The sequence below is a fragment of the Runella zeae DSM 19591 genome, from assembly GCF_000423565.1.
Lineage (GTDB): Bacteria > Bacteroidota > Bacteroidia > Cytophagales > Spirosomataceae > Runella > Runella zeae.
Genome location: NZ_AUIF01000034.1, coordinates 38300 through 59758 on the forward strand (window position 1 = coordinate 38300; position 21459 = coordinate 59758).

Annotated in this window: 20 protein-coding genes; 19 read left to right on the top strand and 1 reads right to left on the bottom strand. The window is 45.1% G+C overall.

The features are described from left to right. The first annotated feature begins 83 nt into the window (after positions 1–83). The 19 genes from G563_RS0109585 (at position 84) to G563_RS0109680 (ending at position 20406) form a co-directional block, all read left to right on the top strand. Entirely contained in the window at positions 84–1346 is a 1263-nt protein-coding gene (locus tag G563_RS0109585) for a sialidase family protein (RefSeq protein WP_028665128.1), read from the top strand. A gap of 24 nt (positions 1347–1370) precedes the next feature. Continuing rightward, a complete protein-coding gene (locus G563_RS34200) occupies positions 1371–2642 on the top strand; it encodes an MFS transporter (RefSeq protein ID WP_051210865.1) in 1272 nt (423 codons plus the stop codon). Between the two features lie 54 nt (positions 2643–2696). After that, positions 2697–4190, top strand: a complete 1494-nt coding sequence (locus G563_RS0109595) for a hypothetical protein (protein ID WP_028665129.1) — start codon at positions 2697–2699, stop codon at positions 4188–4190. An 8-nt stretch (positions 4191–4198) separates the two neighbouring features. Continuing rightward, entirely contained in the window at positions 4199–4876 is a 678-nt protein-coding gene (locus G563_RS34205; RefSeq protein ID WP_051210866.1) for an acyltransferase, read from the top strand. A 40-nt stretch (positions 4877–4916) separates the two neighbouring features. Beyond that, entirely contained in the window at positions 4917–6110 is a 1194-nt protein-coding gene (locus G563_RS0109605) for a sialidase family protein (protein WP_028665130.1), read from the top strand. A gap of 22 nt (positions 6111–6132) precedes the next feature. Further along, a complete protein-coding gene (locus tag G563_RS0109610) occupies positions 6133–6897 on the top strand; it encodes a phytanoyl-CoA dioxygenase family protein (protein ID WP_028665131.1) in 765 nt (254 codons plus the stop codon). A gap of 5 nt (positions 6898–6902) precedes the next feature. Beyond that, a complete protein-coding gene (locus tag G563_RS0109615; protein WP_028665132.1) occupies positions 6903–7688 on the top strand; it encodes an SDR family oxidoreductase in 786 nt (261 codons plus the stop codon). Between the two features lie 87 nt (positions 7689–7775). Then, positions 7776–8723: a hypothetical protein gene (locus tag G563_RS0109620; protein WP_157585208.1), complete on the top strand. Its 948-nt coding sequence runs from the start codon at positions 7776–7778 to the stop codon at positions 8721–8723. Between the two features lie 97 nt (positions 8724–8820). Beyond that, a complete protein-coding gene (locus G563_RS0109625) occupies positions 8821–9633 on the top strand; it encodes an HpcH/HpaI aldolase family protein (protein ID WP_028665134.1) in 813 nt (270 codons plus the stop codon). Positions 9634–9648: 15 nt separating this feature from the next. After that, positions 9649–10605: an aldo/keto reductase gene (locus G563_RS0109630; RefSeq protein WP_028665135.1), complete on the top strand. Its 957-nt coding sequence runs from the start codon at positions 9649–9651 to the stop codon at positions 10603–10605. A 25-nt stretch (positions 10606–10630) separates the two neighbouring features. Beyond that, positions 10631–11548 carry a Gfo/Idh/MocA family oxidoreductase gene (locus G563_RS0109635; RefSeq protein WP_028665136.1) on the top strand — a complete coding sequence of 306 codons (918 nt, stop codon included), beginning with the start codon at positions 10631–10633 and terminating at the stop codon, positions 11546–11548. A gap of 362 nt (positions 11549–11910) precedes the next feature. Beyond that, positions 11911–12690: an SDR family oxidoreductase gene (locus G563_RS0109645; RefSeq protein WP_028665138.1), complete on the top strand. Its 780-nt coding sequence runs from the start codon at positions 11911–11913 to the stop codon at positions 12688–12690. Between the two features lie 176 nt (positions 12691–12866). Next, positions 12867–13247: a RidA family protein gene (locus G563_RS0109650; RefSeq protein ID WP_028665139.1), complete on the top strand. Its 381-nt coding sequence runs from the start codon at positions 12867–12869 to the stop codon at positions 13245–13247. Positions 13248–13266: 19 nt separating this feature from the next. Further along, a complete protein-coding gene (locus G563_RS0109655; protein ID WP_028665140.1) occupies positions 13267–14259 on the top strand; it encodes a 3-hydroxyacyl-CoA dehydrogenase family protein in 993 nt (330 codons plus the stop codon). 63 nt (positions 14260–14322) lie between these two features. Beyond that, positions 14323–15624: an aspartate aminotransferase family protein gene (locus tag G563_RS0109660; protein ID WP_028665141.1), complete on the top strand. Its 1302-nt coding sequence runs from the start codon at positions 14323–14325 to the stop codon at positions 15622–15624. 110 nt (positions 15625–15734) lie between these two features. Then, positions 15735–16619: a 3-hydroxyacyl-CoA dehydrogenase family protein gene (locus G563_RS34210; protein ID WP_051210867.1), complete on the top strand. Its 885-nt coding sequence runs from the start codon at positions 15735–15737 to the stop codon at positions 16617–16619. Positions 16620–16623: 4 nt separating this feature from the next. Next, on the top strand, positions 16624–17706 hold the full coding sequence (locus tag G563_RS0109670) for a dipeptidase (protein ID WP_028665142.1): 1083 nt from the start codon (positions 16624–16626) through the stop codon (positions 17704–17706). A gap of 158 nt (positions 17707–17864) precedes the next feature. Continuing rightward, positions 17865–19241, top strand: a complete 1377-nt coding sequence (locus tag G563_RS0109675; protein WP_028665143.1) for a neutral/alkaline non-lysosomal ceramidase N-terminal domain-containing protein — start codon at positions 17865–17867, stop codon at positions 19239–19241. Positions 19242–19290: 49 nt separating this feature from the next. Further along, the gene (locus tag G563_RS0109680; protein WP_028665144.1) at positions 19291–20406 is read left to right on the top strand and encodes a D-TA family PLP-dependent enzyme; all 1116 of its coding nucleotides are present in this window, start codon (positions 19291–19293) and stop codon (positions 20404–20406) included. A 27-nt stretch (positions 20407–20433) separates the two neighbouring features. Here the strand turns inward: G563_RS0109680 and G563_RS0109685 are convergent, their stop codons facing one another. Continuing rightward, on the bottom strand, positions 20434–21306 hold the full coding sequence (locus G563_RS0109685; protein WP_028665145.1) for an AraC family transcriptional regulator: 873 nt from the start codon (positions 21304–21306) through the stop codon (positions 20434–20436). Positions 21307–21459 lie beyond the last annotated feature (153 nt).

The following is a 21459-nucleotide window of genomic DNA, read 5'->3' on the forward strand; positions in this document are numbered from 1 at the left end:
ACAAAAGTAGTGGCAAGGGCGTATTGAAAAATATAATTTTGTACATACTGAAATTATTAGGATTAATTATTGAATTTTTAATAATGACAAAATTTAGAACTAAGCTACCTTCTTGGTCAACAAAGGTAAAAAACACCATTTTAGCTGCCGCAGTATTATCATCTGCCGCAGCTACCCAATATACTCCCCCTATTTCGAATTCGAAAAATAATACGCAAATCGCAATCGCTGCCGACTCGGTGATTTATAAAGTCGTATCCAACGGTGGAGAAGCGGGTGAGTATCAAGCTTTTCCAGATTCGTATCGTTTGAAAAACGGCGACATCGTAGCGGTGTTTTATTCGGGAGGGGCGCATGTCACTTATCCAAGCGACAAATACCCCAAAGCAGGACGGATTTGTATGATTCGGTCGTCGGACGAAGGTAAAACTTGGACGGCTCCAGTTACTATTTATGATGACGAAAACGACAATCGCGACCCCCACATTTCGCAGATGAGCGACGGTACGTTGGTTTGTACTTTTTTCTCCACTAAATTCGGAAAACCTATCAAGCGCGAATCGACCGGCTCGGCGGCCTATTATGGAGATGTGGTACACCGTGAGTGGTTGAGTGGGGGTGGGCCTTTGTATATCAAGTCGCTGGATGGAGGTAAAACATGGGAAACAAAGCCTCATTATCCCGCCGAACATGACGATATCAAATGGAATTGCTCAGCCGAAATGCGCGAAGCCCCAGACGGTACTTGGATTTTTCCAATATATCACCAAGATGCCAAAGCAGCTTTTGGGGGTGTTATTTTGTCGAAAGACAAAGGAAATACATGGTCGAAGCCTATCCCGATTGGTAAGGGAGAAGGCAGGTATTTACCTGCCGAAACAGACGTGATTACCTTAAAAGACGGAAGCCTTTTTGCCGCGCTACGTGGCTCCATCAAAGATACCGTACATATGCACTATGCCATCAGTAAAGACATTGGCAAGACATGGTCGAAGGTAAATGACATTGGTTTTCAGGGGCATTCCCCTTCTTTTACGCGGTTAAAATCGGGTGCCATTCTATTGACTTACCGCGCCTTTTATGATGATTTTCAACATAAAAAAGGATATACTGGACTGAGAATCAGCTATGATGAAGGAAAAACTTGGCAAGGGCCTTACCGAATTGATGTGATGTGGGGGGCGTATCCTTCGACGATTGAGCTTAAAGATGGTACGATTCTGACGGTTTATTATGAAGAAGGGCAAAGAAGCTGTATTCGGGCGTCGCGTTTCACACTTCCCAAAAAAACAAAAAAAGGGTTTCCGTTGGACCAACCCAAACAAGTTTCGACCTTGCCTTTGTAATACCTAAAAACCTAACCAAATAGAATGATTACTAACAACGATATTCCTAATCAAAAACCAAAGTTGTTTTCCTATCCTTGGTTGCTTGTGGGGCTTTTGTGCGTAGTAGGTGCCCTCAACTACCTCGACAGGATGATTATTACCACGATGCGCACCTCTATCGTTGATGCAATACCAATGACTGATGCGCAATTTGGTCTGCTGACCTCCGTCTTCTTGTGGATATATGGTTTGCTGAGTCCTGTAGCAGGTTTTTTGGCCGACCGATTCAACCGCAGTCGGGTCATCATTGGTAGTTTGTTTGTGTGGTCGTTGGTTACTTGGCTTACATCTCAAGCCACTACTTTTGAGCAATTGCTCGCCACACGGGCTCTGATGGGTATCAGCGAAGCTTGCTATATTCCTGCCGCACTGGCGCTGATTGTGGATTATCACAAAAACGTCACCAAATCGCTGGCTACGGGCATTCATATTGCGGGCGTGTATGTAGGCCAAAGCCTTGGTTTTTTAGGAGGATGGCTCGCCGAAAGTCATTCGTGGAATTATGCTTTTAGTGTGTTTGGTATTGTAGGGATTTCGTATGCTGTCGTTTTGACCTTTTTGTTAAAAGATGCCCCCAAGCCTCAAACCCTCAAAGTACAAGCGCCTAAAATCAATTTTGGGGATGCCTTGCGGCAGCTTTTCCGTCAACCTGCGTACCTCCTTGCACTTGCGGCTTGGGGGCTGCTTGGGGTGGCTAGCTGGATGATTAGCGCGTGGCTGCCTACGTACTACAAAGAAGCCTTCAGCTTGACCCAAACCGACGCGGGAGTATATGCTACGGCGTATTTTTATGTGGCGATGTTTTTTGGCGTACTTACGGGCGGCGCCCTCGCCGACTATTGGAGCAAATCCAACCCAAGAGCGCGGGTTTTGTTGCCTGCTATTAGTTTAGTTTTGGCTTGTCCGGGTATCATACTTGGCGGCACCACAAGCATACTTTGGGTAGCGGTGGCAGGTTTTATGCTGTATGCTTTTATGAGACCTTTTCTGGATGCCAATATGATGCCCGTGTTGTCGATGGTATCGGATAGCCGCTATTTGGCTACAGGCTATGGTATTCTGAACTTATTCAGCTGCGTAGTAGGCGGTATAGGTATTTATGCAGGGGGAACCTTGCGCGATGCCAACATCAATCTTTCGCTGATGTTTCAGGTGGCGGCTCTTACCTTGCTTGTTTGTGCGTTTCTTCTTTATAAAATTCCCATAAAAAATTTACAACAGACCGAGGAGGTGCCCGAGGTAGCGGCTAAGTGATAGCCAATTTTCAAATTGACACATTTTCACATTTCCTTAAGTTATTTTTTGAATATGAAACGTTTTTTTCTTCTAGTAATGATTCTTGTGGGCTACAGACATACGTCTCATGCCTGGGGTGATGAACTGAAAGTATCGGCCCAAACATTTTCGATTGTTCCTAAAGTAGGTACACCTAGTGGTCATAGTCAGACTGGTAACAAAATTGAAGCCGTACACGGCGATTTAAAAACCACGGTGGTGCTATTGGAACAAGGCACCAATCGGCTTTGCTTTATCACTTCTGCAATGGGAGTAGAAGGCAATGCCTTGCGAACCGCTTGCGTAAAAATCTTGGCTAAAACGCTCAAAATTGATCCCAAAGCGATTATCGCCAATTCGGCGCATACGCATACGATTCCGTGGATTCAGGTGGATAGCGCCCATATCCCCGAAAAAAATACACCGCTTTATTTGAGTTGGGAATTGGGAGTGGATTTTTTGGAAAAACTGCAAAAAGCGGCCAATAAACTTGAAAAAGCACTAGAACCCGTAACCGTAGAATGGGGCGTAGCCGAAGAAAATCGCATCACCTACAATCGCAGAGGAAGACGCCTCGACGGCAAATCTTATTTTATGCGTGAAGAAGACCGTATGCTTGTAGGCGAAGGTTACATTGGGGAGATTGACGATGATGCTACAGTGGTGATTTTCAAAAATAAAAATGATAAACCTGTTACAGCCTTTACGTTTTTTTCTGGACACCCCGTAGCGGCTTATAATCCCGAAAAGCTAATCAGTTACGGGCAATTTCCCCAAACAGCCTCCGATAAACTATCTTCTTATTTGGGAGGAATTCCAGTCGCCTTTTTTCAAGGATGTTCTGGTGATATTAATTCAAAACACATGCTTACTGGTACTTTTCAGCAAGCCGAGTTGCTCGGGCAGCAATTGGGAGATACCTATATCATTGCGGCCAAAAACCTTCATAAATCCAAAAGAACGGGTATAGAATGGAGCCGCGAAACAGTGAATATCCCTTTGGCACAACTTCCAAGCCGTGAAGCCCTAGAAAAAGACCTTGCTTCGATTGATGATTTTGTAAAAAGGGGAAAAGCAGGTGATGAAAATACGTATGAGTGTGTGGGAATGAATTTCCCGAAAGCCCTTTCGCCGCCTTATCGTGCTCGTTTAGTAGAAATCGTCAGACCTTGGTATATCTGGGCGTTGGAGCAGCACAAAACCAATAATCTCAAAAATGTACCTACCGAGTTGCCAATTAGTATTTCGGTGGCTCGAATCGGCGATGTCGGATTTGTGGGTCTTCCTTTTGAGCCTTTTGTAAAAACAGGACTCAAGATTAAACGTGAAGCCGCGTTGCCGGTGGTTCTTACGGCTGGTTTTACCGACGGAACACTTGGGTATATTCCAGATGCTACCTCTTGCGACGACCGCGAATACCAAGCGGGTTATTTTAGATACCGTGGAAATGTTCCACCTTACAAGGCTCCTGGCGGTGACCAATGCGCCACGATTGCTGTCAATAAGTTAGCCATTTTTGCCCGATAGTTAAGACTATGAATACCGACGAAATGCGCAATTGCGAACTTGGCGAAGAAGCTGAAATTCAGCCTAATGTCATGCTGGGCTATCGCTACCACGGTTGGAAAGAACCTTTGAAAATCGGTAAAAAAGCCCGAATCCACAGTGGGACGGTTATTTATGCTGATACCGTGATTGGAGAGCGTTTTACCTGTGGTCACAATGTGACTATACGAGCCGAGTGTCAAATCGGAGATAGGGTGGTAATCCTGCACGGAACTACGCTCGAAGGAAGGCTGAAAATCGGGAAGGGTGTCAAAATTATGTCTCATGTGTATATTCCGAGTGCCACGGTGATAGGTGATATGGTATTTGTGGGGCCGGGTGTTAATTTCCTCAACGCTATGTTTCCTATGCGTGCTGCGGGGGTCAAAGGGCCTACCATCGGAAATCACGTGGTGATAGGCGGAGGCGTGACATTGGCACCGGGCATTAGCATCGGCGACAATAGTTTTATCGGAGCAGGAGCTACGGTGTTGCAGGATGTTCCGCCCAATTCTATGGCGTATGGTGTGCCTGCCAAAGTACAGCCTTTACCCGAAAAATTCGGCAAAGGCAATGACCCCCGACAAATCTTTACGGGGCTTGATTTGTGGGATAATCGCCCCGATGATGGCACTTGGATAGAGGAAGATTACCCCGGAAAACTATGAGTTTTTAGCGTAAGACTATTTCTAAACCCCTCATAAAAAAATGAAACGTAGCTTGTTTGTTGCTCGATTGGTCTTGCTTTGTGGTGCGGTATCAGGGTTGGTATCTCCGACCTTTGCCACTACCGATTCGTTGAGCAAAGCCTCAGGCATCACCAAAGTGCAGGATTTGGTGATTTATACTTCTCCTCAATTTTATTGTGCGTTTCCGTCGGTGATACGAAAAAACGACGGTACTTTTTTGGTGGCTTTTCGACGTGCTCCCGACCGCCGAATCTTCGGCGAAAAAGGCAATAATCACGTGGATCCAAACAGCTATTTGGTAGGAGTTTCGTCCAAAGACGGCCTGCATTGGTCGTCCGAACCCGAGCTTATTTATGCTTATCCTTTTGGTGGCTCCCAAGACCCTTGTCTCCTAAAACTCAAAGACGGAACTATCATTTGTACTAGTTACACTTGGGGTTTTATCAAACCCGAAGCTAGGGAACAAATGAAAAAGCCAATCAGTGAAAACAGTGGTGCCACCTTTATGGGAGGCTACGTGATTCGTTCGACCGACGGCGCCAAAACTTGGAAAGGCCCTTATTATCCACCGCATATCAGCCCCGAATTGAACTTCACACCAATGGGCGAACCGATGCCCGCCTACAACCGTGGAGCATTGTACGAAGGCAAAAGCGGTAGGGTGTATTGGGTAGTAGCAGCCAATGATTCGAAAAGTCCTGCTAAAACATCCAATCATCTCTTGGTATCTGACGACAAAGGGGTGACTTGGAAATACACCGCCGTGGTGGCCGAAGACCCCAAAGTGACTTTCAACGAAACGTCTATCTACGAAACGCCCAAAGGTGACTTGGTAGCATTTATGCGCACTGCCAATTATGAAGATCAAGCCTGTATTGCTCGCTCAACCGACGGCGGCAAAACCTTCAAACCTTGGCAAAGTATGGGCTTCAAAGGCCATCCGCTTCAGGCGCATCGGCTGCCTGATAATCGCGTGTTGCTGGTTTATGGATATCGTCATAAACCCTACGGAATCAAAGCCAGAATTTTGAACGCCGAATGTACGGATTTTGCCACTGCTCCTGAGTTTACGTTGAGAGACGACGGTGGCAGTACAGATTTGGGGTATCCTTGGACGGTGCAATTGGACAAAAATCGCGTCTTAGTGGTCTATTATTTCAACCACGATATGGGTACGCGCTATATCGCCGGAACAGTGCTGGAAATTAAGTAGTCTCACTAATTACATTCAGAAAATGCAATCATTAGATTTTAAAAAAATAAAAAGCGATTTTGACCAAAATGGCTTTGTATTGTGTGAGGATTTTACTTCCCCACAAGAGCTTGAGGATCTCAAAGCCAACCTCAAACGGTTTATCGAAGAGATTGTCCCTACCCTCGGTTCGTCGGATGCTTTTTATGAAGATAGTCAGGATTTGTCATCTCTTAAGCAGGTTTTTCGAATGGCTCACCACGACTCTTTCTTTCATGAGATGGTCAATGGGAGCCGTTTTGAAAAATTAGCGGAAATATTGCTAGGCGAAAAAATAGCGAAAGCCGAGGTAGAGTATTTCAACAAACCTGCGGGTATCGGAAAGCCTACGCCACCGCATCAAGATGCGTATTATTTCATGATTACGCCGCCGCAAGCCCTTACGTTTTGGATTCCTTTAGAAGACGTGGATGCAGCAAATGGATGCCTTCATTACTTAAAAGGCTCTCATACAAAAGGGATGCGGCTTCATGGCCGAACCCAAACGTTGGGTTTTTCGCAAGGAATCGTCGATTATGGAACCGAAGAAGACTTGGCCGTTGAAACAGCCGTACCCATGAAAGCAGGTGGTGTATTGGCGCATCATGCCATGACGGTACATTCGGCACCTGGCAACCACAGCCCCAACCGCGCCCGCAAAGTCATTGGTTTGGTGTTTTTTGGAGAATCGGCCCAAGAAGATGACGAAGCCAAAGCGGCTTACCGCGAAAAACTCAAAGCCGAAAGAGCCGTGGCCGCGCAAAACTGATTGTTATGACACTCACATCGCCTTTTGATTTGACGCATAAAACCATCTGGGTAGTAGGAGGAGCAGGATATTTAGGACAAGCCACCGTGAAGCAACTCTATCAACTAGGAGCCACGGTACATTGTATAGATTTAGAAAACCGCGCCGCTGATTTCATCAGTACGTTATCACCTTCAAGTAGGCTTATGGCACATTCGCTTGATGCCACGGACATGACCGCTACGGAAGAGTTTGTAAAATATCAAATCAGTTCCTCAGGCCTGCCCGACGGTTTGGTAAACATGACGGCTTCTACTACAGCGTTGAAAATGGAAGCCTTGTCAGCCGATGATTTTGACCGAGTCAATCACGGGGGTATCACCGCTACTTTTATGCTGGCGAGATGGGTGGGAGAGCAAATGGCCGCACGAGGTAGCGGAAATGTGGTGCTATTTTCGAGTATGTACGGCACGGTTTCGCCCTATCCTGAGGTGTACGAAGCCCCAATGAACAAAAATCCAATCGAATACGGCGTCGGCAAAGCGGGTATTATTCAGATGACGAAGTACTTGGCCGTTCATTGGGGGGCGCAAAATGTACGATTTAATTGTATTTCGCCCGGCCCTTTTCCCAACCCTGCCGTACAAACGCATCATCCTGATTTTGTGGATAGACTTTCTCAAAAATCACCCATGAAGCGTATCGGTCGTGCCGAGGAAATTGCGAGTTCGGTGGCGTTTCTTTTGTCAGACGCGGCGTCTTACATCAATGGCCACAATTTAGTAGTAGATGGCGGCTGGACAGTCTGGTGATTTTGTTTGTCAGCAAAAAAGTAGTGATTTTCTGACAGGTAGTTAATCAGCTTTCTAATCAGCGTCTTAAGGGAGGATTTATAAAATATGCGTTTCATTATTTCGGTTTTCTGTTGTATGTTGTTTAGTTATGAAAGTAATTCTCAATCCTTACAGGCAACACGTTCGGAGGAGCAGTGTGTGGAGGTGTTGCATAAAGTATTGAGAGAACAAAAAGAATGGGTAAAAGTACACGCCGCAGAGTTTTTGTTGTGGTCGGGTCATTCGGCGGGAGTCAAGGAGGCATACGAAGCAGAAGAGCGTTTGTATGGCACTCAGTTGCCTTACCGGATTGGGATTTGGCGTGTTTTGGCGCAGGCTTCCGTAGGTGAAGAACGCGATAGGTGGATTAAAAAGATAAAAGCGGCTTTTCTCAATCCTGACGGAGCGGATAGACTTCACGCTTCCGAAACCCTTGCCAAGCTGAAAATATGCCCCTACGACGAGAACCCTTCTTTGTTTGAAACCACGCTAGCCTCTACCTCTAAGCCTTTGGCAATGTACACTTTATGGGATGCTTTTTATCATAGTGCCGCCAAAGAAAGCGAAATTAGAACGAAGCTATTAGCCACTCTTCAAAATGCTGCCCCCGAGGATATAGTAGCGCGGAGCATTCCTGCTTACGCATTGCGGCAGTTGGGTGGACTTTCGGTATCCGAATGGCAGATATTGGCAAGCCGAGCTTTTGCGGAGCCAATGGATTCTCCTGCTCGAACCAATTTATTGAGTTCGGCATGGGCCAACAGTTTTCGGGAAGGCTATGATGCTTTAGGTAAAAAACTCAAAGCTGAATTGCTCAAATACAGCCAATCCCCGCGCAAAGGTGAGCGGTTTGAACTGGCAATGGTACTGGCTGATAAAGGAAATTTGGAAGATTTAGGGCTTTTAAATGCAATGTTAAAAGCAGAAAATCCATTGCCAAGCGAAGCCGACAATGAAGATATCAAAGCCGCCGCTGCTTACGCTATCTTGAAAATAAAGCAAAGGAATCGCTAAACTGTCTTAGTGAAAGATAGTATCACTTTTTGGTAAAAAAGAGAAAGAAAGGATAATTGTCCGAAATTACCTTTGAAATCAAGAAAAGAGTCAAGATATGTCATTGAAAATGCGAGAAAGCCGCGTGTTGGCCAAACTAAGAGCCGGCGAAACGGTGTGTTGTTTTAAAATAAATTTAGCGGATCCACGCTCAGTCGAAATCGCCGCTTTGGCAGGTTTTGATTGTGTATGGGCTGACCAAGAGCATATTGGGCAAGATTGGTCGATTATGACGGCCAACGTCTGGGCTACCAAATCTCACAATGTGGATTTGCTCGTAAGAGTACCACGAGGAAGCTACAGCGATTACCTACGCCCGCTCGAATTGGACGCTTCGGGTATCATGGTGCCGCACGTCAAAGGGGTGGAAGATGCTCGAAAAGTAATAGACATGGTCAGGTTTTACCCCGTAGGTCGTCGGCCTATCGATGGGGGTAATGCCGATGCGGCTTACACGGGTATCGATTTCAACGAATATTTGGTGCAGGCCAATCAGCAGCGATTTGTGGTGCTTCAAATCGAAGGGCCAGAGCCTTTGGAAGAACTGGAAGAAATTGCCGCTTTAGACGGCTTTGATATGCTATTTTTCGGGCCGGGAGATTTTAGTCAGGGAATTGGTGCTCCAGGACAATGGAATCACCCCAAACTACTCGAAACCCGCATCAGAGTGGCAGAAGTGGCGGCCAAGTACGGCAAGTTTGCAGGAACTGTAGGCGGGCCGGGCAATTTGAAAGACCTGCTAGACATGGGCTATCATTTTGTGAGCATTGGTGCGGATGTCGTAGGTCTGAAAAACTACTGCATGGAGTTGGTGTCGGCTTTTAAAAACACAACTTCTGAGGCTTCCTCTTCTTCTTATTTAGAAAATTAGCAATTGGTTGAAAGAATGAAAATGCGAAAGCTCGGCACTACGGGATTGACGGTTTCGGAAGTTGCCTTTGGGGGTGTAGAAATAGGAATTCCGTATGGCATTGGCGTCGAAAATGAGGCAGATATGCCCACTGAAGCTCAGGCGATTGAGTTGCTACACGCTGCTGTCGATAAAGGAATCAATTTTTTTGATACCGCTCGGATGTACGGTACCAGCGAAAATGTCATGGGAAAAGCCTTTGTCGGGATGCGTCCGCAACTTGTACTTGCCAGCAAATGCCGACATTTTCGAGGACAAGACGGTGCTTTACCTGCCGATACAGATTTGAAAACTTTCGTCGAAAGGTCATTGGCTGAAAGCTTGGCCGCTTTGAAAACCGATTATTTGGATGTGTTTATGCTGCACCAAGCTGACTTGGGAATACTGAAGCATCCATTGATTGCCGAAATTTTTGCAGACCTCAAAAAGCAAGGTATTGTCCGAGCCACGGGCGCGTCGGTTTATACTTTAGAAGAAACCAATCTTGCGATTGAATCAGGCGCGTGGGATGTGATTCAGCTTCCTTTCAACCTTATGAATCAAAGCCAAGGGATATATTTTGAAAAGGCTTCCCAAAAAGGCGTCGGTATTGTAGTGCGTTCTGTTTTGATGAAAGGCTTGCTGAGTGACCGAGGCAAAAATATGCATCCAGCTTTGGCCGCAGTAGAGCAACATATTGCAGATTATCAGGACTTTCTAAACGAACACTATCCTGATTTGCCTACGTTAGCGACCAAGTTTGCGTTATCGTTCGATGGGATTTCTTCGGTGTTGGTAGGCATTGATAAAATGGAATATTTGGACACCGCCGTGGCTATCGCCCAACGACCTGACATTGATGCAATGACCCGACAAAAGTTGGCGCAAATGGCATACCCCGATCCTGATTTTCTCAACTTGCATCATTGGGATAAAATGGGCTGGTTGAAATAGTAATGACCTCAAGAACGAAATTTAGATGATTAAGATAGGTGTAATTGGAATGAGTCCTGGCAATGCCCACCCTTATTCGTGGTCGGCTATTATCAATGGACAGTTTGACGCTGAGGAGATTAGCCGCGTGGGTTATCCCGCAGTTGCAGCATACTTAAACGTCAACAAAGACACTTTGGGTATTCCGGGAGCTTATGTCACGCAGGTGTGGACGCAAGATACGGCGATTTCGGAGAGTATTGCCCACACGACGGGCATACCCCACATCGCAACGAATTTGGTAGACATGATTGGGCAAGTAGATGCGGTATTGCTCGCCCGCGACGACCCCGAGCGTCACCGCGAAATGGCCGCGCCTTTTATCGAAGCAGGTATTCCAATTTTTGTGGATAAGCCCTTGGCCTATTCGACAGAAGATTTGGAATGGTTTGCAAGTCAATGGCACCAAGGCAAGTTTATCATGTCTTGTTCATCGATGCGCTATTCCAACGAAGGACGTATCTTGAAGCAAGAATTGGCCGCATTAGGAAAATTAGAATTGATTACGGCAGTTGGGAAAAAAGACTGGAAAAAATACGGCATTCACCTGTTGGAAGGGATTTTTTCGATTATTGATTTTCCGCCTGTGGCTAGCGTGCGGCACATTGGAGAGCTAGAAAAAGAGATTGTTCATATTGAATTAGAAAGCGGCCTACAGATTACGCTGCACTTGTTTCAAGACATCGCGGGCACTTTCCAGTTTTCCTTTTTTGGGCAATCAGGCTGGCGTTTGGTCGATATCAAAAACTCCTATTCGATGTTTCGGGACAATCTTATCGAATTTATAAGAGCAGTAGCAGAAGGCAAACCTCGTATTGCATTTTCAGAAACCGAATTGCTAATGCGTATCATTATCGCTGCCAATCAAAGCCGATTGGTAGGTGGTGTAATCATAAAATTTTAAAATGAGGTATGCATTCTACTTGACCCAAACTATCATTTGGGTCAAAAAATGGTGCAGCGTCTCCGACGCAAAATAGATAGGATAGCTTGCTCCAAACTATCATTTGGGTCAAAAAAATGGTGCAGCGTCTCCGACGCAAAACAGATAATGCAGCTTGCTCCAAACTATCATTTGGGTCAAAAATGGTGCAGCGTCTCCGACGCAAAATAGATAATGTAGCTTGACCCAAACTATCATTTGGGTCAAAAAATGGCACTGCGTCTCCGACGCAAAATAGATAGGATAGCTTGCTCCAAACTATCATTTGGGTCAAAAAATGGTGTAGCGTCTCCGACGCAAAATAGATAAGCTTTAAAAAGAATATGAACGTAAAAGAATTATTGAGCCTAAAAGGGAAAGTCATTTTGGTGACAGGTGGCTCTGGGCAGTATGGACAGTGTATTGTAGAAGGTTTGGCCGAAGCAGATGCTACCGTTATTACTTCTTCGCGAGACTTAGCTTCGGCTACCCAAACAGCCACTTTGATGAAAGAAGCCGGACTGGACGTGCATCCAGCGGTGGTGGATCAAGGGAACCCCGAATCGGTCAAAGAAATAGTGCATTTTATCAAAGAGCGATTCGGACGTCTCGATGGATTTATCAACAATGCCGTATCACGACCCATGAAAGGTTACAACGCTCCGATTGAGCAGTTTGCGGAGTCAATGGATGTCAACGCCACGGGCATGATGAACCTACTTCGTGAAATGACAAAGCTGATTGTCGAGAGCGGCGGCGGAAGTGTAGTAAACATCGCCTCAATGATGGGCATGTTTGGACCCGACCTTAGCAATTATGAAGGTACTACCAATATGGGCGATCTTCCGCCCGATTATTTCTTTCACAATGCAGGCTTGATTAACCTAACCCGATACATGGCTCAGATGAATGCTGGCAAAAACATCCGCTTCAATTGCATTAGTCCGGGTGGATTGTTTAATCATCAGCCGCAAGCTTTTCTCGATAATTACTGCAAAAAAGTACCACTCAGACGCATGGCCAACAAAGACGATATCAAAGGGTTGGTGGTTTTATTGTGCTCAGAGGCAGGGGTTTATATCAACGGTGAAAATATCCTCATGGACGGAGGCCTCAATGCTTAAAAAGAATAAATAATATCTTCTTTGAACAAAAAAAACGGTAAAAAAAGAATCGTTTTTTAGGATAGAAAAGGTTCAAAAAATAGTATTAGTAATTCAAATAAAAGTAGGAGATATGACAAAGGGATGATATTTATTTTTGTAAAGTTAGAATTATGTAAAATAATATTTTGTAAAGAATGGAAAAAGTAATTCATCCCGAACGTAATCCTGATTTTGTAACTGGGGCCTATTCAGATGGTATTGTTGTTGGAGGTTTTTTGTTTGTGAGTGGTCAAGCTGCCGTTGACTTCAAAACCTCGCAATTTGTGTTGGGAACGATTGAAGAAGAAACACAACGCACCCTAGACAATGTCAAGAGTATTGTGGAGGCCGCAGGGGCTACAATGGCAAACGTGGTAAAATGTACAGTACACTTGGCCGATATTGCTGAGTTTGACCGCTACAATGCCGTATATGCTACTTATTTCCCGGGCATTAAGCCTGCTCGCACCACCGTTCAATCCGTGCTTGCCGAAAATATCAAAGTTGAAATAGATTGTATTGTCAAATTACCGTAAGCATTAGCCGATTTCGCTTATGATCGAACAGTTAAATACAGGCCAAATTCCGATAGGAGTAATAGGATTAGGTTTGATGGGCAGCAGTATTGTGGCTGCATTATTGATTTCAGGGCATACCGTCAAAGCCATTGCTCCGATTGAGGCAGATGCTTTCAAGGCTGAAGAAAGAATACAATCCCAATTGCTATTGTGCTCAAAAGCAGGTTTGATAGAGGCCGATTTAGCCCCTTATTCAAAAGCATTGACGGTTTCGCAAGACTATGGCGAATTGGCCGACTGCAAAATCGTTTTGGAATGTGTGATTGAAGACCTTGCTATCAAAGCAGAGGTGTATCAAAAAATTACATCAGTAGTGAGCGACGACGTAGTAGTAGGAACCAATACCTCCGCTATCCCGATAAGTGAACTGCAAAAGTACATCAAAAAACCTGAGCGGTTTTTGGGCGTACACTGGGCCGAGCCTGCGTTTATGACTCGTTTTCTGGAAATTACTTGTGGAACCCTTACCGAAGCGGTGTATGCCGAGCGCATTTTCAACCTTGCCGGGTACTGGGGTAAAGAACCTACATTGCTCAAAAAAGACATTCGTGGGTTTATCACAAACCGCTTGATGTATGCGGTATATCGAGAGATTTTTCACCAGATTGAAAAAGGAGCGGCTACCAAAGAAGACCTCGACAAAGCCTTTCGCTACGATGCAGGCTCATGGATGACGCTCATGGGGATTTTTCGACGCATGGATTACCACGGATTGGAGGATTATCAGCCGATTTTAAGCCAGATTTTTGGGCGCCTGAGCAATTCGACAGAAGTGCCTACTTTGATGCAAAAAATGGTAGAACGACACGCCCGAGGTATTCACAATGGCGACGGCTTGTATGAATACGAGGAAGGCGAAGCTGCTGCTTGGGACGAGGCTTTTGCGAGTTTCAACCACGAAATCCATAGTCTTGCAGCTCAATACTCCGCCGAAAGTGTTACCAAAGTCGTCAAAAATAATCTTACTTAAAATTGAATACTCAGCACCATTAACGAATGGCGATAAAATTGTGCGTTCGCACTCAACAATAAAATGAAAAGTTATCAACAATCGGCCGCTCTTTTAGAACGTGCCAAAAAAGTTTTGGCAAGTGGCGTATCATCCGAATTTCGGAAGTATAATCACCCTCATGCGTTGTTTTATACGCACGGAGCTGGAAGTAGGATTTTTGACGTAGACGGCAACGAATACCTAGATTTTACGCTCAGTCAAGGTCCGCTTATTTTGGGGCATTCGCATCCTGAGGTTTTGTCCGAAATAGCCACTTATTCGGCTCAGGGACAGCTTTTTGCGGGGCAACATATAAAAGAAATAGAATTGGCCGAAAAAATCAACGAGCTTATTCCGTCGGCGGAGTTGATGCGTTTTTGTTTGGATGGCTCAGAAGCCGTGCAGACTGCTTTCAGAGTAGCGCGTGCCAAAACAGGACGGAAAAAATTCCTTCGTTTTGAAGGCCATTATCATGGTTGGATGGACAATGTATGTTGGGGCATATCTGCGCCTTCGATAGATGCTCTAGGTAGCCGCGAGCATCCTAATGTTTTTCCTTGGACAAAAGGCTTGCCCGAAGGGGTAGAAGATGAGTTTATCATTTTGCCTTGGAATGATTTAGCGTTGGTACGCAGTACTGTAGCCGAGCGCTATGAAGAAATTGCGGCCATTATCACCGAGCCTGTTATGTGCAACAACGGCTGCGTTTTGCCCAACGAAGGTTTTTTGGAAGGTTTAAGAGAGATTTGTAGTGAGTACGGTATCGCTTTGATTTTTGATGAAGTCATCACTGGTTTTAGGTTGTCTATCGGCGGAGCGCAAAAGTATTTTGGTATTACGCCCGACTTATCAATTTTTGCGAAAGCAATTGCGAGTGGCTATGCCATTAGTGCAATCGTTGGCAAAAAAGAATGGATGGCGCTGATTGAGCAAGCACAAGTAATTCATGCAGGTACTATGAATGCCGCTAACCCTACGGTAGCAGCGGCGTTGGCTACTATCACCGTACTTGAGCGTGAGCTACCTTACCAACGGATGTTTGAGCTGGGAAACAAACTAATGCAAGGCATCCGAAAAGCCGCCACCGAACATGGTCATGCCATGTTGGTAGAAGGGCCAGGGCCGATGTTTGCTATTTCGTTTACCGAAATCGCCCAAACAAAAGATTACCGAGATACCCTAAGAGCCGACAAAGCAAAGCTGGCGCGGTTTATTGCAGCTATGCACGACGAAGGAGTAAGGGTGATTGGTCGCGGTTTGTGGTACATTAGTGCTGTTCACACCGAAGAAGATATTGATTTGGCCATCAGTACTGTTGACAAAGTTTTGAAAAGTCTTTCTTAATCAAAAAACTTATTTTCTTGTACGTAATGAGGGTTAGCAAGTTAAGTAAAGGACAAATACTGTTGGTCGGCAACCATCCGTCTATCTATGGGTTGGCGGTTTGTCTACAGATGTCGGGGCATCTAGTGTTATTAAAAACCTCGCATCCACAGTTGGCACAAAAACGCATCCAAGCGGCTTGGGAGGAAGTACGTGAGCGCGGCATGAGTGAGGCATCTTTGGGCAATATGAGGATGCTCGAAGATGAGATAGAAGATATACAGGCCGAATTGGCTTTTGTCGTAACGGGCGAAACCCTACACGAAAAGCGAGAAGCCGTCAAAATGCTGGAAATCATTTTACCCGACGATGCCATCATTGGAATCAATTCCGAAAGCATTGCTTTATCAGAATTACAAAAAGAAGCTCGTCATCCCCAACGAATCATGGTGACCAATTGGGTAGACCCTGTTTATTCTACGCTGTTTTTGGAGATTGTGGGCAACGACACCACCGATGCTTTATTGCTTTCTACCGTAGAACAGCTCGCCATTGAATACTGGGGCAAAGACCCTTACGTCATCCAAGGCGATTTTGGGGTTAGAATGCCCCTGATAAGTGCGTTGATTCGGGAAGCATTCTTTTTGGTCAGAAATGGATACGCTACCATAGAAGATATCGATAGAGCTTGCCGAAATGATGCGGGCTATTATTTGCCTTTTGCGGGCAATCTAAGATACATGGATTTGATGGGAACCTACGCTTATGGTATGGTAATGAAGGACTTGAATCCTGAGCTTTCGACCGATAGTGATTTACCTTCGTCTTTTACCGAATTGTTGGAAAAAGGGGCGACCGGAATGAAAGCAGGAGAAGGATTTTATAAATACAACGAAGGCGAACATGAGCGTTGGGAAGAATTGATGCAAAAGTTTAGTTTTGAGATAAGAGACCTAATGAATAAATACCCCTTCAGTACCGTAGCAGAGGAAGTCTCGGCAATGAATAAAAAATAAAAGTATGAGTCGATTGATATTTGATGCTCATTTGGATTTGTCGATGAATGCCATCGAATGGAATCGTGACCTATCTCGCCCATTGACCGAAATACGTCAGCGAGAGATGCACATGCGCGACAAAAACGACCGAGGCAAAGGTACAGTGTGCTTGCCTGAGCTACGAAAAGGTAAAATCGGTATAGTGGTAGCTACGCAGTTGGCGCGATACACGCCTCCCGGAAGTGCCTTGCCCGGATGGAACAGCCCCCAACAAGCATGGGCCATGACCCAAGCCCAATTGGTATGGTACCGCGAAATGGAAGCCTTAGGAGAAATGGTGCAAATCACCAACTGGCCCGCTTTGGAAGCGCACCTCAGCTTGTGGGAAGATACTACTATCGACGACGCCACCAAGCCCATTGGGTATATTTTGAGCTTAGAAGGGGCCGATTCATTGGTAGATATTTCTTATCTCTACCGAGCTTACGACTATGGGCTGCGAGCTATTGGGCTTTCTCATTTTGGGCCTGGTAGGTATGCACCCGGTACTAAAATGGAAGGGGCGATTACGCCGTTGGGGTTTGAATTGATGAAAGAAATGGGAAAGCTGAATATGATTTTGGACACCACCCATTTGACTGATCTTGGATTTGAGCAGGCGTTGGAGCACTACGAAGGGCCTATCTGGTCGAGTCATCACAATGTCAGGAAGATTGTACCTAATCAGCGTCAGCTTACCGACGCCCAAATCAAGCAATTGGTAGAGCGAGGGGCGGTCATTGGTGGGATGCTTGATTGCTGGGCGATGGACATACGCTTTATTGACCAAGTATCAGATCCGTGGCAGCTCGACATCCGCCTCGAACACTTAGTGGACCACTGGGATCATATTTGTCAGATTGCGGGAAATAGCCAACACGTAGCTATCGGTAGCGATTTGGATGGTATTTTTGGTACGGAGCAGTCACCTTGGGATTTAAACTCAATCGCTGACCTTCAGAAATACGAGGAAATTTTGCGTAAAAGAGGCTATCAAGAAACAGATATCGACAATATCTTTAGCAAAAATTGGCTACGGTTTTTGAGAAAAGCATGGGCTAAATAGGTTTTGTAGCCCTGAAAATGTCAGGGCTAAAGCCCTTTTTAGATGCAATGTTGGTTTACTCCCCAGCCTAAAGGCGTGGGGTTTGAGGTGATTAGTCTTGGGATTATTGTTAGAGAAAATGTACTGTGCTAAACACTTAGGATGATAAAAATTTAAAAATGAAGAAATCGGCAAGTCAAAAACAGTTAAAAGCAGGGGCGGCCAAAATAGACATTACTCCCGTTCCGGGTACCATCATCAACGGCGATTTTGTGCCGCATTATGCTGTTTATTTCCATGACCCACTTTTTTCAAAAGCACTTGTACTACAAAACGATGACGTTACCCTCGTGTTTGTGGTCGTGGATATTTGTGTCATGCCCAAAGATTTTGTGGATGAAGTAAAAGATGCCTTGACCCGAGTCACTCGTCTCTCCAAAGAGCATATTCTGATTTCTAGTACGCACACTCATGCGGCAGGTTCGGTAGCAGATGTACATCTTACGGGGCCCGATGTTTTGTACAGAACCAAGCTCCCGGGCTTGATAGTGCAATCGGTGATAAAGGCCTTAAACAATCTCAAACCCGCCAAAATCGCGTTTGGAAAAGCGGTTGCACCAGAGCACGTACTTAGTCGTCGCTATCAAATGAAGCCTGATTATGAGCCATTTAATCCCCTGCATTGGGATGGCGATGCCATCAAAACCAATCCTTTTGGGGTAGAGTCTTACATCATTCAGAGCGATACGCCCGTAGACCCTGAATTGAGTTTTTTGGCAGTAAAAGACCTAAACGATGAATGGATTAGCATCTTGGGCAACTATTCGCTGCACTATGTGGGCGACTGGCCCAATGGCACTATTTCAGCTGATTATTTTGGATATTTTGCCGCTACCTTGCAGGAGTTGCTGGAGGCAGATGGGGATTTTGTAGGTATCATGAGCAATGGCACGAGTGGTGACATTAATATTTGGGAGTTTTTGCATCCCGAGCGTTATCCTACCGAGCCTTTTGCCAAAAGTGAATTGATTGGAAGTGAGCTTGCTACCAAGGTAGTTAAGGCACTGGAAGGGCTGGAGTGGGAGAGTGCTCCAGTGTTGAAAGTGGTTTATGAAGAGCTGTCGCTCAAAGTCAATAAACCCACCGAAGAAGAGATAACAACGGCTACGGAAAAAGTATTGGCAAGCAATTATGAGCATATCATACCCGACGAAGAAGGTTTACGGAGTCTCTATGCGCGTGAGCAATTATTGTTGAGTCAATACCCCGCCCAGCTGTCCGCTCCTTTGCAGGCATTCAGGATTGGGGAGGGAATTATCGGCGCGCTTCCGGGCGAGTTTTTTGCCCAAACAGGATTGACATTAAAAGAAAAAGTAGAAAGAGATAATTATTTTACGATATCTCTGGCCAATGCCAACGTGGGCTATGTACCACCTTTTTTAGAAAAACAAAAAGGAGGTTATGAAACTTGGCGGTGCCGCTATAGTTGCTTGGAAGATGAAGCCGAAGAAATTTGCAAAAAAAGCCTATTAACACTCATCCAACGACTTCAATAGGTGATTGAACCTCTGCTAACTTTTTAGAGTTGACTACTCACTTTTATCTATGGATAATTGGTTTGAAATAGAGAATTCGGATAGTGTGGATTCACCTGTATTGTTGGTGTATCCTGAGCGGATATTGGCCAATATACGAATGCTGAAAAGCATGATAGATGACCCGAGGAGATTGAGGCCGCACGTAAAAACCCATAAAATGGCGGAGGTGACGGCTATGTTACTCGCAGAGGGCATTGAGAAGTTTAAATGCGCCACTATTGCCGAAGCCGAAATGCTCGGACAGTGCGTTGCCAGAGATGTTTTGCTGGCTTATCAGCCGACTCAAGTAAAGCTCTATCGCCTGATTGAATTAATAAAAAAATACCCCCAAACTACCTTTTCTTGTTTGGTAGACAATCCAACGTCGGCCTTGATGATGGCTCAGGTCGCGACCGAGCAAGGTATTGAACTTGAGGTGTTTATTGACCTTAACATAGGCATGAACCGGACGGGCATCAGCCCCGACGAAAGTACCCTTGAACTGGCTAAATTGATTGTGTCTTTGCCCAGCTTGAAACTAAGAGGCTTACATGCCTACGACGGGCAGATACATACTCAAGATTTGGCTTTGCGCGAAATAGAATGTGAAGCTGGGTTTGACTTGGTGACGCATCTGGTGAATAGATTAAAGGCCGAATCAATCGGTACGTTGGACATCGTAATAGGCGGAACGCCTACGTTTCCTTTTCATGCCAAAAGACCCAACGTAGAGTGTAGCCCAGGAACGTTTATCTTTTGGGATTTTGGATACTTAAACGACTGTCCTGAACAGAAGTTTCTTCCTGCTGCGGTATTGATGACGCGGGTGATTTCGCGACCTGAAGGCAGAATCTGCCTCGACCTTGGTCATAAGGCCGTGGCTTCCGAAAACCCGCTTTTGTCGAGGGTTCATTTTTTGAATGCGGCTCATCTCCACCTCGAAAGCCACAGCGAGGAGCATTTGGTAGTAAAAGAAAAAGATAGTTTGCCCGAAAATACCCTGAAAATCGGGGACGTATTATATGCTTTACCTATTCATATTTGTCCCACCGTGGCGCTTTACGAAAAAGTAGCATGGGTTCAAAATAGAAAAGTAGAGGGCTATTGGCAAGTAACGGCCCGCAATCGAGCACTCAGCATTTAACAAAATCCCCGAACAGCCCTCCGCTCCTTAATAACTGATATCTAATGTGCGGCGATAGTCGCTGGGGGTCATATTTTTTACCCGCTTAAATTGGCGGTTGAAATTAGCCAAGCTATTATAGCCGCATTCGTAAGCCACTTCAATGATGTTATAATCATTTTCAGAAAGAAGCTTACAGGCGTGGCCGATTCTGACGGTGGTCAAGTACTCTACAAATGTCATGCGGTACTGTTCTTTAAAAAAGCCACAAAACGCCGTTACGCCCATACTCGCCACCGAGGCGATTTGGGGCAGGGATATATCTTTGTTGAAATTCTGTAAAATAAATTCATTGATTTTCTGAAAGCGGTGCGATGATTCGTAGTGAAAGTTTTGCATAAAGGTTGGGCTTGCCAATAGGTCATATTCGGCATTGCCCGACATGATGTCAAAAATAGAAAACAATGCCGACAAACGTTGAAGACCGTTCATCTCGTGCATTTTGTTCATAAGTTGATTGATCTTCTTACGGGTAGCGCCTTTGATGACCATCCCCCTCTCCGAAATTTTCAATACTTTCTTGAATCGTTCTATTTCTGGTATATTCATAAAGCCTTCACCTAAAAAATTATTCGTAAAGTGAATGACCGTAGCATCGGCTTTTTGTTTCGATTGGCGGCTCAAATAGATAGGGTCATTGACCCAAACATGAGGCAAAAGCGAACCCATAAATACAAGATCTTGTTCGCCAAAGTACCCGATATGGTCGCCTACCATTCTTCTTCCAGTGCTTTTGTTTACCAGAACAAACTCATAATGAGCGTGATAGTGCCAAGGTGCAGGAAAGAAATCGCCTGCTTCTCTGAAAACGATAAAGGATTTGTCAGCATCCTGAGGAAGGTGAAATTCAACTGCTTTCATTAGTTTGGTGATTTGTTGATGAAAGATACAAAACTAATTGTCAGAAGTCTATTTTGTGAAAGATAGTATCATAAATCCAAATAAAATAAGAAATAATAGTTGGTTTGGGATAGTGATGGAAGTTATTGGGTAAAGGTCAGAGTGCAAGACAAA

Coding starts and splice junctions, on each gene's coding strand:
- G563_RS0109585 (WP_028665128.1), top strand. CDS start 84: ATGACAAAATTTAGAACTAAGCTACCTTCTTGGTCAACAAAGGTAAAA.
- G563_RS34200 (WP_051210865.1), top strand. CDS start 1,371: ATGATTACTAACAACGATATTCCTAATCAAAAACCAAAGTTGTTTTCC.
- G563_RS0109595 (WP_028665129.1), top strand. CDS start 2,697: ATGAAACGTTTTTTTCTTCTAGTAATGATTCTTGTGGGCTACAGACAT.
- G563_RS34205 (WP_051210866.1), top strand. CDS start 4,199: ATGAATACCGACGAAATGCGCAATTGCGAACTTGGCGAAGAAGCTGAA.
- G563_RS0109605 (WP_028665130.1), top strand. CDS start 4,917: ATGAAACGTAGCTTGTTTGTTGCTCGATTGGTCTTGCTTTGTGGTGCG.
- G563_RS0109610 (WP_028665131.1), top strand. CDS start 6,133: ATGCAATCATTAGATTTTAAAAAAATAAAAAGCGATTTTGACCAAAAT.
- G563_RS0109615 (WP_028665132.1), top strand. CDS start 6,903: ATGACACTCACATCGCCTTTTGATTTGACGCATAAAACCATCTGGGTA.
- G563_RS0109620 (WP_157585208.1), top strand. CDS start 7,776: ATGCGTTTCATTATTTCGGTTTTCTGTTGTATGTTGTTTAGTTATGAA.
- G563_RS0109625 (WP_028665134.1), top strand. CDS start 8,821: ATGTCATTGAAAATGCGAGAAAGCCGCGTGTTGGCCAAACTAAGAGCC.
- G563_RS0109630 (WP_028665135.1), top strand. CDS start 9,649: ATGAAAATGCGAAAGCTCGGCACTACGGGATTGACGGTTTCGGAAGTT.
- G563_RS0109635 (WP_028665136.1), top strand. CDS start 10,631: ATGATTAAGATAGGTGTAATTGGAATGAGTCCTGGCAATGCCCACCCT.
- G563_RS0109645 (WP_028665138.1), top strand. CDS start 11,911: ATGAACGTAAAAGAATTATTGAGCCTAAAAGGGAAAGTCATTTTGGTG.
- G563_RS0109650 (WP_028665139.1), top strand. CDS start 12,867: ATGGAAAAAGTAATTCATCCCGAACGTAATCCTGATTTTGTAACTGGG.
- G563_RS0109655 (WP_028665140.1), top strand. CDS start 13,267: ATGATCGAACAGTTAAATACAGGCCAAATTCCGATAGGAGTAATAGGA.
- G563_RS0109660 (WP_028665141.1), top strand. CDS start 14,323: ATGAAAAGTTATCAACAATCGGCCGCTCTTTTAGAACGTGCCAAAAAA.
- G563_RS34210 (WP_051210867.1), top strand. CDS start 15,735: ATGTCGGGGCATCTAGTGTTATTAAAAACCTCGCATCCACAGTTGGCA.
- G563_RS0109670 (WP_028665142.1), top strand. CDS start 16,624: ATGAGTCGATTGATATTTGATGCTCATTTGGATTTGTCGATGAATGCC.
- G563_RS0109675 (WP_028665143.1), top strand. CDS start 17,865: ATGAAGAAATCGGCAAGTCAAAAACAGTTAAAAGCAGGGGCGGCCAAA.
- G563_RS0109680 (WP_028665144.1), top strand. CDS start 19,291: ATGGATAATTGGTTTGAAATAGAGAATTCGGATAGTGTGGATTCACCT.
- G563_RS0109685 (WP_028665145.1), bottom strand. CDS start 21,306: ATGAAAGCAGTTGAATTTCACCTTCCTCAGGATGCTGACAAATCCTTT.